The sequence below is a fragment of the Leifsonia sp. 10L418 genome, from assembly GCF_056395445.1.
Genome location: NZ_JBFTJN010000008.1, coordinates 39,355 through 51,569 on the forward strand (window position 1 = coordinate 39,355; position 12,215 = coordinate 51,569).

At 66.1% G+C, this 12,215-nt stretch carries 13 protein-coding genes; 9 read left to right on the forward strand and 4 right to left on the reverse strand.

Going from position 1 to position 12,215, the window contains the following annotated elements:
* Positions 1–7 precede the first annotated feature (7 nt).
* Positions 8–499 (forward strand): acyl-CoA thioesterase, encoded by a 492-nt coding sequence (locus tag AC1DCF_RS15230; RefSeq protein ID WP_477211773.1) that lies wholly within the window; start codon positions 8–10, stop codon positions 497–499.
* Between the two features lie 6 nt (positions 500–505).
* Here the strand turns inward: AC1DCF_RS15230 and AC1DCF_RS15235 are convergent, their stop codons facing one another.
* Both AC1DCF_RS15235 and AC1DCF_RS15240 read right to left on the reverse strand, forming a co-directional pair.
* The gene (locus tag AC1DCF_RS15235; RefSeq protein WP_477211774.1) at positions 506–1,009 is read right to left on the reverse strand and encodes a DUF2231 domain-containing protein; all 504 of its coding nucleotides are present in this window, start codon (positions 1,007–1,009) and stop codon (positions 506–508) included.
* 5 nt (positions 1,010–1,014) lie between these two features.
* The gene (locus AC1DCF_RS15240) at positions 1,015–1,485 is read right to left on the reverse strand and encodes a QcrA and Rieske domain-containing protein (RefSeq protein WP_477211775.1); all 471 of its coding nucleotides are present in this window, start codon (positions 1,483–1,485) and stop codon (positions 1,015–1,017) included.
* A gap of 132 nt (positions 1,486–1,617) precedes the next feature.
* Here AC1DCF_RS15240 and AC1DCF_RS15245 point away from each other — a divergent pair, with 132 nt between their 5' ends.
* The 4 genes from AC1DCF_RS15245 to AC1DCF_RS15260 all read left to right on the forward strand — a co-directional run bounded on the left by AC1DCF_RS15245 (position 1,618) and on the right by AC1DCF_RS15260 (position 4,620).
* The gene (locus AC1DCF_RS15245; protein ID WP_477211776.1) at positions 1,618–2,127 is read left to right on the forward strand and encodes a sigma-70 family RNA polymerase sigma factor; all 510 of its coding nucleotides are present in this window, start codon (positions 1,618–1,620) and stop codon (positions 2,125–2,127) included.
* Positions 2,124–2,909, forward strand: a complete 786-nt coding sequence (locus AC1DCF_RS15250) for an anti-sigma factor family protein (protein ID WP_477211777.1) — start codon at positions 2,124–2,126, stop codon at positions 2,907–2,909. Before AC1DCF_RS15245 ends, AC1DCF_RS15250 begins: the two co-directional genes overlap by 4 nt.
* Positions 2,910–3,012: 103 nt before the next feature.
* Positions 3,013–3,369, forward strand: a complete 357-nt coding sequence (locus tag AC1DCF_RS15255) for a YciI family protein (RefSeq protein ID WP_477211778.1) — start codon at positions 3,013–3,015, stop codon at positions 3,367–3,369.
* A 72-nt stretch (positions 3,370–3,441) separates the two neighbouring features.
* On the forward strand, positions 3,442–4,620 hold the full coding sequence (locus tag AC1DCF_RS15260; protein ID WP_477211779.1) for an RNA polymerase sigma factor: 1,179 nt from the start codon (positions 3,442–3,444) through the stop codon (positions 4,618–4,620).
* A gap of 17 nt (positions 4,621–4,637) precedes the next feature.
* Here the strand turns inward: AC1DCF_RS15260 and AC1DCF_RS15265 are convergent, their stop codons facing one another.
* Complete coding sequence (locus tag AC1DCF_RS15265) at positions 4,638–5,513, reverse strand: acyl-CoA thioesterase (RefSeq protein WP_477211780.1); 876 nt, start codon at positions 5,511–5,513, stop codon at positions 4,638–4,640.
* 68 nt (positions 5,514–5,581) lie between these two features.
* On the opposite strand from AC1DCF_RS15265, the gene AC1DCF_RS15270 reads away from it, so the two are divergent.
* A complete protein-coding gene (locus AC1DCF_RS15270) occupies positions 5,582–6,271 on the forward strand; it encodes a DUF8185 domain-containing protein (RefSeq protein ID WP_477211781.1) in 690 nt (229 codons plus the stop codon).
* A gap of 15 nt (positions 6,272–6,286) precedes the next feature.
* Here AC1DCF_RS15270 and AC1DCF_RS15275 read toward each other — a convergent pair whose 3' ends face one another.
* Positions 6,287–7,846 (reverse strand): PucR family transcriptional regulator, encoded by a 1,560-nt coding sequence (locus tag AC1DCF_RS15275; RefSeq protein ID WP_477211782.1) that lies wholly within the window; start codon positions 7,844–7,846, stop codon positions 6,287–6,289.
* A 165-nt stretch (positions 7,847–8,011) separates the two neighbouring features.
* Between AC1DCF_RS15275 and gabT the strand changes: the two genes are divergently transcribed.
* Genes gabT through AC1DCF_RS15290 form a run of 3 tightly spaced genes read left to right on the forward strand, consistent with a single transcriptional unit; the run spans position 8,012 to position 12,140 of the window.
* Positions 8,012–9,385 (forward strand): 4-aminobutyrate--2-oxoglutarate transaminase, encoded by a 1,374-nt coding sequence (gene gabT / locus AC1DCF_RS15280; RefSeq protein WP_441789696.1) that lies wholly within the window; start codon positions 8,012–8,014, stop codon positions 9,383–9,385.
* Positions 9,382–10,659, forward strand: coding sequence for a Glu/Leu/Phe/Val family dehydrogenase (locus AC1DCF_RS15285; RefSeq protein WP_477211783.1), 1,278 nt, complete (start codon positions 9,382–9,384; stop codon positions 10,657–10,659). Before gabT ends, AC1DCF_RS15285 begins: the two co-directional genes overlap by 4 nt.
* A 17-nt stretch (positions 10,660–10,676) precedes the next feature.
* Positions 10,677–12,140 (forward strand): NAD-dependent succinate-semialdehyde dehydrogenase, encoded by a 1,464-nt coding sequence (locus tag AC1DCF_RS15290; RefSeq protein WP_477211784.1) that lies wholly within the window; start codon positions 10,677–10,679, stop codon positions 12,138–12,140.
* The last annotated feature ends 75 nt before the right edge of the window (positions 12,141–12,215 follow it).

The following is a 12,215-nucleotide window of genomic DNA, read 5'->3' on the forward strand; positions in this document are numbered from 1 at the left end:
TGCAACGATGAAACTGCATGTGCCGATTCGGCTGCGTTGGTCTGACCTCGACGCCTACGGTCATGTGAACAACGCTGTGATGCTGCGCCTCCTCGAGGAGGCGCGCATCCAGGCATTTTGGGCAACCGATGAGCCCGACGGAACCGTTTCCGCGGGCGGCGCGAGCACTGCGGTGCTCGACGGCCGCCCCGGGGCGGCCACGCTAACTCTGATCGCCCGCCAGGAGATCGAGTACCTGGCGCCCGTGCCGTACCTGCGTCAGCCGATCGACATCCGACTGTGGGTGGGCACCCTCGGCGGGGCAAGCCTCGAGGTTTGCTATGAGGTCTGGGGCCCAGCGGGCGACCTGCCGGCCGTGCTCTATGCCAGGGCGAGCAGCACGATCGTGCTGGTCGATTCCGAGACGAGCCGTCCGCGCCGAATCACCGAAGTCGAACGGGAAGCCTGGACGCCGTATCTCGACGAGCCGATTGCGTTTACTCGACGTCCGTCACGCTGAACTCCGCTACCGTAGCGGCGTGTTGCTGAACGAGTTCTCCCAGATGGCTCGGCTTCCCGCCTCACCGATCATCACGGTTTGATAGGTGGCATAACCGCCGATCCCGACCGCGAGCACCGCGATCAGCACCGCGACAACACGCCGGCTGGGCGCGCGGGGCGCACGATCGGTGTCACGTCGAGCGAGTATGAAGTACCCGAGCCAGGATGCGATCGCGAGGATTCCGAGCGCCAACGTCCACGGCCAGAGGCCGCCGGCCAGGCTCGCGTGGGCATCGATCAACGGTGTCTCGGGCACCCGGTCCTTCAGCCACTGGCCGGCCTGAGCGGTGACCGGCACCACGGCGATCACCAGTGCGCCGAGAATCGCCATCACGATGCCGAGGCGCCTCCGGGCCGCAGGCCAGACCGCGAAGAGGATCAGACAGAGTGCGGTCACCGGGATCAGAATGACCACGACGTGGACGAGCAGCACGTGGAGCGGAAGACCACTCACCTCATAGATGTCCATGACGGTCATCCAGCACGAACCGAGTCACCGTCGAGTGTCACGGTGAGCTGAGGCAGCGGCGCAGGTGCCGGCCCCTCTAAGACTTCTCCCGTCGCCGCGTCGTATCGCGAACCGTGGCACGGGCAATCGAACTCGGTCTTGGCCGGGAGCACCACACAACCCTGATGCGTGCAGATCGCGCTGAAGGCGACGACGGTGCCGGCGACAGGCTGAGCCAGCAGGATCGGCGCACCGTCGAGCTCAGCAGAAATCGAACCGCCCACCGGGATGGCTGACAGTTTCGCGACCTCGACCGACGCGCCGGTCGAACCCGCGCTGCCGTCCGAGCCAGACGCATCTCCGGTGGGCTGTGGGGTGTTCGCCGGTCCGGTCTCCGGTGTGGTCGGCGTCGGTGCACAGGCGGCCAGCAGCGCTACAGATCCCACTCCGCCGGCGACGAGTGCGGTTCGGCGTGAGATGTCCGGAAGGTGCGTCATGGTGCTCCTCATCAAGTTCTGCGAGTAAATTGGCACTGCTTCTTATGACAACGGGGTGGATCGCTGTTTGGTTCAGTAAGAGTATCTGAACCGATCCCCGCGGCATCCCGTGTTAATTCTCGGAGGTGTGCAATGGTCGACGATCGGATCGAGCTGTTGCGTGCCATCCACGACGAGCACGCGCCAGCGCTCAGACGCTATGTCGTGAGGCTGACCCGGGACACCGCCTTCGCCGATGACGTCGTGCAGGAGACTCTGCTCCGCGCGTGGCGTCGCCCGCAGATACTCGACCAATCTGAGTCATCGGCACGCGCTTGGCTCTTCACCGTCGCCCGCAATCTGGTGATCGACGAGTGGCGTTCCGCGCGCGCAAATCATGAGATAACGACCGACACTCTTCCCGAACGGGCGAGCGCTGACAAGACCGACGCGGTGCTGGACGCCTGGTTGGTGGCGGATGCCCTGGCCGGGTTGTCCGACGATCATCGGGCGGTCGTCGTGTGTGCGTACTACCAGGGCCGCTCGGTGGCTGAGACGGCCGAAGCACTCGACATCCCTCCCGGAACCGTGAAATCAAGGCTGCACTACGCCTTGCGGGCGATGCGCCTGGCCCTGCAAGAACGCGGGGTGACAGCGCCATGACCCGAGAATTCGACCAATACACCGAATGGGATGCGTCCTATCTGCTGGGCGCACTCTCGCCAGAGGAGAGATGGGAGTACGAGCGGCATCTCGCCGACTGCCCGACATGCTCGCGGTCGTTGGCCGAACTGGCCGGAGTACCCGCGCTGTTGTCGCTGGTGCCCGCGGACCAGGTTTTGTCCGCGGAACAGGAGGGGCCCGCGGATCAGGTCGCGCCCGCGGATCAGGTTGTGACGGATGTCGCATCCGCCGCCGATCCGTCGAGCCCCGCGGGGTGGACGCGACTCCGGGACGCGGCACACGCGGAGCGTCGGCGAACCCGCCGAACCAGGCGGCTGGTCGCCGGCTMGATTCTTGCCGCTGCCGCGGTGCTGGTCAGCGTCGTGCTCGTGGTGCCCGGCCTCCGTGCCCCGACAGTTCAGCCAGAGGCCAATGCCGGGCCCGCTGTCACCCTGACCCAGGTGATGCCGAGCGCGCTGTCTGCTGAGGTGCGGTTGCACTCGGAACCCTGGGGAACCCGCATCGAGGCGACGTGCATCTACGCGAATTCGGGCTCGAATTCCGGCCCGGGTCGGAATTACGGCACGGGCGAGCAGACTTATGCCCTCTACGTGACAGATCGCGAAGGAGTGTCGAGTCGGGTTTCGCAGTGGGCGGCGTCGCCCGGGGCGACAGTTGAACCGGTGGGCACGACCAACGTGACACAAGGCGAGATCGCGAGTGTCGACATCCGTTCTGTGGCCACCGGTCAGGTTCTTCTGAGCACGCAGATCGGGCCGTGACGTATGCGTCGAATCTGGGGCATGTGTCGATTCAGGCCGGTGTCATTCGTATAGAGAGTGACGGGCCACAATGGCCCGGCGCTTCGACAAGGAGGAACACCTCATGCCTCAGTATCTGCTTGCGATGTATCAGCCGGATGGAGTGGTTCCACCGCCTGAGTTTCTGAACAAGGTCATGACCGAGCTCGACGCCCTCAACCAGGAGATCCGCGACGCGGGTGCCTGGGTTTTCACCGGAGGACTGCACCCCGCCGACACGGCCACCGTGCTCCATATGAAGGATGGCGAGCTCCTCACGACCGACGGCCCCTACCTTGAGGGAAAAGAGCACCTCGGTGGGTTCTGGATCATCGACGTGCCCGACCTCGATGCGGCCCTGGCCTGGGCCGATCGGGCAACCCGCGTGACGACGTTGCCGACGGAGGTTCGGCCGTTCCAGGATCTCGCAGAGAGGGGATAGATCATTCCAGCGCCGCCGGAGTCCTCATCTGCGGAGATCGAGCGCGCATTCCGCGCGCAGTACGGGCGGGCGGTGGCCGTGCTCATTCGTGACTTCGGGAGCATCGACATCGCCGAAGACGCGGTGCAGGATGCATTCGTCGCGGCGGTGCAGAAATGGCCGCTCAGCGGAGTGCCGCCGAGCCCGGCCGGCTGGATCATCACCACCGCGCGCAACCGCGCGATTGACCAACTGCGCCGTGAATCCTCCCGCACCGCTCGGTCGGTGGAGGCAGCATATCTCGAGGCGCGGGATCCGCTCACCGAGTCGCACACGGTCGAGGATGAGCGATTACGGCTGATCTTCACCTGCTGTCACCCCGCGTTGTCGAAAGGCGCCCAGGTGGCATTGACGCTGCGGCTGCTCGGCGGCCTGAGCACCGTTGAAATTGCACGCGCGTTTCTCGTCTCGGAGCAGACGATGGCGCAGCGACTGGTGAGGGCGAAAGCCAAAATTCGGGATGCCCGGATTCCGTATCGAGTTCCGACGGCAGCCGAGCTGCCGGCGCGCATCGCGTCGGCCCTGCTCGTCGTCTACCTGATCTTCAATGAGGGGTACACGGCGAGCAGCGGCGACAACCTGATCCGTGAGGAACTCTGCACCGAGGGCATCCGTCTTGGCCGGCTCCTCGTCGAACTCCTGCCCGGCGAACCCGAAGTCGACGGACTGCTTGCCCTGATGCTGCTCATCGATGCTCGTCGTGCGGCCCGCACGACGAGCACGGGAGACCTCGTGTTGCTGGCGAATCAGGATCGAAGTCGGTGGAATCGCGTTCTCATCGCCGAAGGGCAGCAGATCGTGAGGCGGTGCCTGCAGCAGGGGCGACCGGGTCCGTACCAAATTCAAGCGGCGATCAACGCGGTTCACTCCGATGCGTCCACTGCAGAGGAAACCGATTGGCGGCAGATCCTGCGGCTCTATGACCAATTGCAGGAGATCGCGCCGAGCCCGATCGTCGCCTTGAACCGGGCGGTTGCCGTCGCCGAGGTCAACGGGCCGGAGGTGGGACTTGAGTTGGTCGAGCAACTCGACCTGGGCGAGTTCTATCTCTTTCATGCGGTGCGCGCCGACCTGCTGCGGCGTCTCGGGCGCACGGACGACGCGGTGCTCTCCTACGACGCGGCAATCGCTCGCTCCGGAAATGCCGGGGAGCGTCATTTTCTGACGCGTCGACGAGAGTCGTTGGGCAGCCGCGCGACCGAGCAGAACTGAACCTGCGAACGGACCCGCTACTCCTGGTTGCTCGGAACCCGCATCATTGCTTCTTGCGCAACGCTGGCCAGCAGCACGCCGTCCCGGCTGTAGATCGTGCCGGTCGAGAGGCCGCGGCCGCCCTGCGCTGTGGGGGAGTCTTGGGTGAACAGCACCCATTCATCGGCGCGGCCGAAACGGTGCCACCACATCGCATGGTCGAGACTTGCGGCCTTGAGGCCACGCGTGGCCCAGGCCACGCCGTGCCGGCGCAGCACCGGCTCCATGATCGAATAATCGCTGGCGTAGGCCAGTGCGGCGCGGTGAATGTTGGGGTCGTCGGGAAGCGCCTCAAAGGTCTTCATCCACACGGCCTGACGCGAGGTGTGCTCGCCCTCCACCTTGAGGTAGATCGGCGACGGGATGTGACGGATGTCGAACGGGCGTTCGTTGGCCCAGTACCGGGCGATCGAATGGTCGACCAGGTTCAGCGTGGCGGCCGCGGTCGGGAGCGATTCGGGGTCTGGCAGGTCGGAAGGCATCTCGATCTGGTGTTCGAGACCTTCGTCGTCATCCTGGAACGAGGCGATCGCCGAAAGGATCGGCAGCCCGTTCTGATAGGCCTGGGTGCGACGAGTGGAGAACGAGCGGCCATCGTGGATCCGGTCCACCGAGAACGTGATCGGGTGGTTGACGTCACCGGGTCGCAGAAAGTAGCCGTGCATCGAATGCACGTGGCGGTCGTCGGCGACGGTGCGCATCGCGGCGATCAGCGACTGCGCCAGAACCTGTCCGCCGAAAACACGACCATGGGGCATCCACTGTGACGGGCCGGTGAAGATGTCTTCGTTGGTGCGCGCACCCGTGTCGGTGAGATCCAGGGCGGCCAGGAGACCATCTACCGGCTTGTTCATACTGCCTCCTCAGGCTCGCGGCGGGATTGCGTCGTCAACCGCTCGCCACCTTGGTAGTTTAGGAGGAGATGAGCCAATCATTCTCCCTCACAGACTCCCAGTCCCTCGGCGACCTTCAGGTCTACCTCGCGCGCGCAAGCCGGGTCGAGGATGGCTCCGTGCGCCTGATTTCGGCGGCCGGTGTTCTCGCCGTCTACACCGCGATCCTCTATCCGCGCGGTCTGCTCGATTCGAGCCCGACGGTGCTGGCGCTTCGCACCTTCGCACTGAGTGAACCGGTGGAGCTCGATGTCGTTGTTCCGATCCGCTCCCTGCTCGACCGGGTCGCTCGTCTGCACACCGCCGCGACGACGCGCGGTGACGACGCAGACACCCCGGTGAAGATCGCGGTTCCGCTCCAGGTGAGCACGGTGACGTGGGCCGGAATCTCGCCGCCCAAGGGCGGTTGGCAGGCACAGGGACAGACGGATGCAGCGCTGCTGGAATCGGCGGCACGCGTGGGCATCGACGAGGTCGCCTCGGTGATCCCGACCGGAACCGGCGAGCAGATCGTGCAGCGCGTGCGTTCCGAAGTCTGGGGCCGCCCGATCGATGGCCTCGAACACGTTCCGGCCGGAGCAGGCTTCGCCGCGTTCAGCCTGGGCTTCCTGAACGCCGACGAGCCGGTTCAGCTGTTCGAAACCGGCCCGTGGACGCGTCTGACGACGAGCCGTGGGCACATTCTCGTGCGTCGCAAGGCGTGGACGCTCAAGGGCTAACCACTCACGGGCTGGTCAGCCCGGCACCGACGCCGTCGCCAGTAATGCCGCCCAGACATCCGCCCGGGCATGGAACGTGCTGAGGTCACGGCCGAGCAGCGTCTCGGCGAGTTCGACTCGGCTGCGCACGGTGTGACGGTGCACGCCCAGCACCCGGGCCGCCGCATCGAAGGCGCCATTGTGCTCCAGCCAGACGCGCACGGTGTGCAACAGCTCTGAGCCGTTCAGTTCGTCGTGACTGATCAGCGGCAGCAACGTCGCTCGTCCCACTTCACGCGCGTCGGTGCGGGCCAGAAAGGCGAGCACGCCCTGACGCGAAATGTCGTCGAACTCGACGACGCCTGCGTCGCCTTCCTGCGACCGTTCGTGGGCCTGTTCCGCCTGCGCCAGTGCGCGGGGGAGATCGCGGTACTCCGACTCATCCGAGAGCCCGGCGTGAAGGTCAAAGGTGCGACAGAGGTCGTCGACCAGGGTGCGACCGCTGCGGCCGAGAATGAGCACCACGCGATCGTTCTGAGCGGCGAAAAACATGCGATCGGGCTGCTCCTCGACGCGCAGCTCGAGAAACTCGATGATCGCGTCGAGTCGCCCCGCCGGAGCGTCGGTGACGACGAGTTGCACCGGCGCGGAGGGGAGTGGCCCCCACATCTCGGTGGAGATGGTCTCGGCGAGTTCCCGGTTTCCGCCGAGAAGCGCGTGAAGGAGGCCGGCCCGCAGGTGCCCGCGAGCACCGGCGAGCGCATGGTTCTGTTCGAGGGCGAGGCCGGCGAGCGCGATGACCGAGGTGACGACATCCTGGCTCGCCGCATCGAGCTCGCGCACCCCGCCGAGCGCGAGCACCCCGCGCAGCTGATCGCGCCGCCCCAGCGTCTGCAGGGTGAGGGTCTCACCGCCAACGAGAACGGTGGTGCTGGCACGCTGGCCGCGACGGAGCAGGCGGCCGGCCTCGCGTTGCACGGTGTCGAATGACGTGCCGGCCAGGGTGGAGCCGGCGAAGGCGTCTCGCGGAAAGACCCGGTCCAGACTGCCACTGGCATCGAACAGCGCCACCCAGTGGTCGAGTTGATGCGACAGCTCACTGAGCGTGGCGCTCAAGCCGTCGGGCCGCAGCGCGGCGAGCGAGATTGCTCGCTGCGCACTGAGTGCCCAGGTGTGACGCGCATACCGCTCCTCGGCGACCATGTCGGCCGCCGCGCGCACCACAGCGATGAACGGGGTGCGGTACGGCACCTCGACCAGGGGGAGACCGTGCCGGGTGCAGGCGTCGATCAGGCCGTCCGGCGTGCCGTCACGGATGACTTCGGTTCCGAACCCGAGAGCGGCGATGCCCCGGTCGCGCAGGCGCGCCACGTAACCGTCGTACAGCTCGTCGCCGTGCGCTGCGGTAGTGAACTGGGTGCCCGTGGTCAACAGAACCTGGCCGGGTGAGAGAAAAGGCGTGGGGTCGGCGAGGTCTGAACTGTGCACCCACTCGACGGTCTGGTCGAGCGCCGATGCGGGCAGCACCGCGTCGGGAGTCAGCAGCCGCAGCCCCAGATCCGGCTGACTGAAGAGGTGGCGAACGGTGGGTAGCACGGGGATCCCTCCAGTGGATTCCACGCTTGTACAGCGTGGCGAATTGCGACAGCACCACTATACGTTGCGGCAGCACGCCGAGGAGGTGGCGCTCCCTACCATTGCAGGATCGGCATCGTTGCCTTCCGGATGACGGTGCGCATTGCTTTGAGAACTGGAGTAGCCATGACCCTCGTCGATTCCCCCCGCCTCGATACCTCCGTGGAGGTTCCGCTCGGCGGGCCGTCACTGCCACAGGAACGTCGCCTGGTCACCGCCATCCCCGGCCCGAAGTCGATCGAGCGCATGAAGCGCAAGGTCGCAGCCGTGGCCTCCGGTGTGGGAACCACGATCCCCGTCTTCACCGTTGCCGCCGGTGGCGGAGTGCTCGTCGACGTCGACGGCAACTCCCTGATCGACCTCGGCTCCGGCATCGCGGTGACGAGCGTCGGAAACAGCAACGAGCGCGTCGTGGCCGCCGTCACCGCCCAGCTCAACCAGTTCACTCACACCTGCTTCACCATCGCGCCGTACGACTCCTACGTTGACGTGGCCGAGGCGCTCAACCGCCTGACTCCGGGTGACCACGACAAGCGCAGCGCACTGTTCAACTCGGGTGCCGAGGCCGTCGAGAACGCGGTCAAGATCGCGCGCCACTACACCGGCAAGCAGGCCGTCGTCGTCTTCGACCACGCCTACCACGGTCGCACCAACCTCACGATGGCCCTCACGGCCAAGAGCATGCCGTACAAGAGCGGCTTCGGCCCGTTCGCTCCCGAGGTCTACCGCGCACCGATGTCCTACCCGTTCCACGATGGCCTCGACGGCGTCACCGCCGCGAAGAAGGCGATCTCGATGATCGAGAAGCAGATCGGCGCCGCCAACCTCGCTGCCGTGATGATCGAACCGATTCAGGGCGAGGGTGGATTCATCGTTCCCGCCGAAGGCTTCCTGCCGACCCTGGTCGCCTGGGCCACCGCGAACAACGTCGTCTTCATCGCCGACGAGGTGCAGACCGGCTTCGCCCGCACCGGCGACATGTTCGCCAGCAACCACGAGGGCATCGTTCCCGACGTGATCGTCACGGCCAAGGGCATCGCCGGCGGCCTGCCGCTGTCTGCCGTCACCGGCCGCGCCGAGATCATGGACTCCGCTCACGCCGGCGGCCTCGGCGGCACCTACGGCGGAAACCCGCTGGCCTGTGTCGCAGCTCTCGCCACGATCGAAAGCTACGAGCAGGACAACCTGGTGGAGCGCGCCCGGGAGATCGGCGCCATCCTGACCGGTCGTCTGAACGCCCTGCGCGTCAACGACCCGCGCATCGGTGATGTGCGGGGGCGCGGTGCGCTGATCGCCATCGAACTGATCGACCCGGCAACCGGTGAGCCGGATGCCGCGCTCACCAACCGCATCGCCGCCGAGTCGCACAAGCAGGGCGTCATCGTGCTCACCTGCGGAACCTACGGCAACGTGATCCGCTTCCTTCCGCCGCTATCGATCACCGACGAGCTCTTGATCGAGGGCCTCGGCGTTGTCGCCGACGCGCTGGCCTCAGCATGAGCCTGATTCTGCCCGGCCTCGAGATCGCGCCGGAAGCCACGCCCCTCGACGACGCCCGGGTTCAGCTCGCCGACGCGGTGTCGGTACTCGGCTACGACGAAGGCATCTACCAGCTGCTCTCCACCCCGCGCCGCGAAATGACCGTTTCGGTTCCGTTGCGCATGGATGACGGTTCCAGCCGCCTGTACATCGGTCACCGCGTGCAGCACAACTTCTCCCGCGGCCCCGCCAAGGGCGGACTGCGTTACAGCCCGGGGGTGAACCTCGACGAGGTGCGCGCCCTGGCCATGTGGATGACCTGGAAGTGCGCCCTGCTCGACGTGCCCTACGGTGGTGCCAAGGGCGGGATCAACATTGACCCGCGCCAGCACTCCAAGGCCGAACTCGAGCGTGTGACGCGTCGCTACACCAGCGAGATCCTTCCGATCATCGGCCCGGAGCGCGACATCCCGGCCCCCGACATCGGAACCGATGAGCAGACCATGGCCTGGATCATGGACACCTACTCGGTGAACAAGGGCTACACGGTTCCCGGTATCGTCACCGGCAAGCCGATCAGCCTCGGCGGTTCGCACGGTCGTGCCAGCGCCACCTCGCGCGGCGTCACGCACATCGCGCTGGCCGCCCTCGCCCACCGCGGCATCCGTGCCGAGGGTGCGTCGGCAGCCGTGCAGGGCTTCGGCAAGGTTGGTCACGACGCGTCGCTGTTCCTGGCTGAGGCCGGTGTGCGCGTCGTCGGCATCAGCGACCAGTACGGCGCCATTTACAACCAGCGCGGTCTCGACGTTCCCGCGCTCAGCGCGTTTGTGCGTGACACCGGTTCGGTTGTCGGGTTCCCCGGCTCCGAGGTCATTGACGGAACCGCCCTGCTCGAGTTGGACGTGGACCTCCTCGTGCCCGCCGCCGTCGAAGGCGTGCTTCACGAGGGCAACGCCTCCCGGGTGCGGGCCAAGGTCATCGTCGAAGGTGCAAACGGCCCGACCTCCCCGGTCGCCGACCGCATCTTCGAAGCGAACGGTATCCTGGTGGTCCCCGATATCCTCGCCAACGCCGGCGGCGTCATTGTTTCCTACTTCGAGTGGGTACAGGCAAACCAGGCTTATTGGTGGAACGCCGAAGAAGTCGAAGACAAGCTTGCCCAGCGGATGCTTGCAGCCTGGCGTCAGGTCGTCGACTACGCGGCCAAGCGTGAGTTGACGCTGCGTGCCGCCGCCACCATCCTCGCCGTCGAACGCGTCGCCGAGGCCCACCTCATTCGCGGACTCTACCCGTGAGCAAAGGAGTAACACCCGTGTCAGAGAAAGAAATCGCCCTTCTCGCCAAGGTGCCGACCGGTCTGTTCATCGGTGGCGAGTGGCGTCAGAGCAGCTCGGGCAAGACACTGGCGGTGTCCGACCCGGCGACCGGTCTCGAATTGCTCAGCATCGCCGACGCGTCGGTCGAAGACGGCGCCGCGGCGCTGGACGCGGCTGTCGCCGCCCAGGATTCCTGGGCAGCGACCCCTCCTCGCCAGCGTGGTGAGCTGTTGCGCCGCGCGTTCGATCTGCTGCAGGAGCGCAAAGAGGAGTTCGCGCTGCTGATGACGATCGAGATGGGCAAGCCGTACGCGGAAGCCCTCGGCGAGGTCGGCTACGGCGGAGAGTTCCTGCGTTGGTTCAGTGAAGAGGCGGTGCGCATCAGCGGCCGCTACGGATTGAACCCAGAAGGCACCGGCCACATGATCGTGACGCAGCGCCCGGTCGGGCCCTGCTTCCTGATCACGCCGTGGAACTTCCCGCTCGCCATGGCCACGCGCAAGATCGCACCGGCGCTGGCCGCCGGTTGCACCGTCGTCATCAAGCCGGCCGAGCTCACCCCGCTCACCACGCTCTACTTCGTCAAGCTGCTCGAAGAAGTCGGCCTGCCCGCCGGAGTCGTCAACGTCATCACGACGTCGACTTCCTCTGCGGTGTCCGCACCGATCATCGCCGACCCGCGCCTCCGCAAACTGAGCTTCACCGGTTCCACCCCGGTCGGCCAGCGTCTGCTCACCCAGGCCGCGCAGGGCGTGTTGCGTACGAGCATGGAACTCGGCGGCAACGCCCCGTTCGTCGTGTTCGAAGACGCAAACCTCGACAAGGCAGTGGAAGGCGCCATGCTGGCGAAGTTCCGCAACGTGGGCCAGGCCTGCACCGCGGCCAACCGGTTCATCGTGCACGAGTCGATCGCCGCCGAGTTCGGGCGTCGTCTCACGGAGCGTGTTGCCGCGATGAAGATCGGTCGTGGCACCGAAGACGGTGTCACGATCGGCCCGCTCGTCAACGAGGCCGCGGTCGAATCGACTGATGCCCTGGTTCAGGATGCCCTCGGTAAGGGAGCAACGCTCCTGATCGGCGGCGCCCGCCCCGACGGCGCCGGTTCGTTCTACCAGCCGACCGTGCTCACCGACGTGGCCGCAGACAGCCGCCTGCTGAAAGAGGAGATCTTCGGACCCCTCGTCGGCATCACCACGTTCGGCGACGAAGACGAAGCAGTGCGCCTGGCCAACTCCACCGAGTACGGCCTGATCGGCTACGTCTTCACGACCGACCTGGCTCGCGGTCAGCGGATGATCGACAAGCTCGACACCGGAATGATGGGCCTGAACACCGGCCTGGTTTCGAACGCGGCAGCACCGTTCGGCGGTGTCAAGCAGTCGGGCCTCGGCCGTGAAGGCGGTCTCGAGGGAATCCACGAGTACCTCTCGACCAAGTACACGCTGAGCCCGCTTTCCTAGTACCCGCAGTCAGGCTGTCCGGCATTCGGGCAGCCTGGCTGTTTTTTATTCTTTGATTCTTTTCTCATCACCACC

Coding starts and splice junctions, on each gene's coding strand:
- AC1DCF_RS15230 (WP_477211773.1), top strand. CDS start 8: ATGAAACTGCATGTGCCGATTCGGCTGCGTTGGTCTGACCTCGACGCC.
- AC1DCF_RS15245 (WP_477211776.1), top strand. CDS start 1,618: ATGGTCGACGATCGGATCGAGCTGTTGCGTGCCATCCACGACGAGCAC.
- AC1DCF_RS15285 (WP_477211783.1), top strand. CDS start 9,382: ATGAGCCTGATTCTGCCCGGCCTCGAGATCGCGCCGGAAGCCACGCCC.
- AC1DCF_RS15235 (WP_477211774.1), bottom strand. CDS start 1,009: ATGGACATCTATGAGGTGAGTGGTCTTCCGCTCCACGTGCTGCTCGTC.
- AC1DCF_RS15240 (WP_477211775.1), bottom strand. CDS start 1,485: ATGACGCACCTTCCGGACATCTCACGCCGAACCGCACTCGTCGCCGGC.
- AC1DCF_RS15255 (WP_477211778.1), top strand. CDS start 3,013: ATGCCTCAGTATCTGCTTGCGATGTATCAGCCGGATGGAGTGGTTCCA.
- gabT (WP_441789696.1), top strand. CDS start 8,012: ATGACCCTCGTCGATTCCCCCCGCCTCGATACCTCCGTGGAGGTTCCG.
- AC1DCF_RS15270 (WP_477211781.1), top strand. CDS start 5,582: ATGAGCCAATCATTCTCCCTCACAGACTCCCAGTCCCTCGGCGACCTT.
- AC1DCF_RS15265 (WP_477211780.1), bottom strand. CDS start 5,513: ATGAACAAGCCGGTAGATGGTCTCCTGGCCGCCCTGGATCTCACCGAC.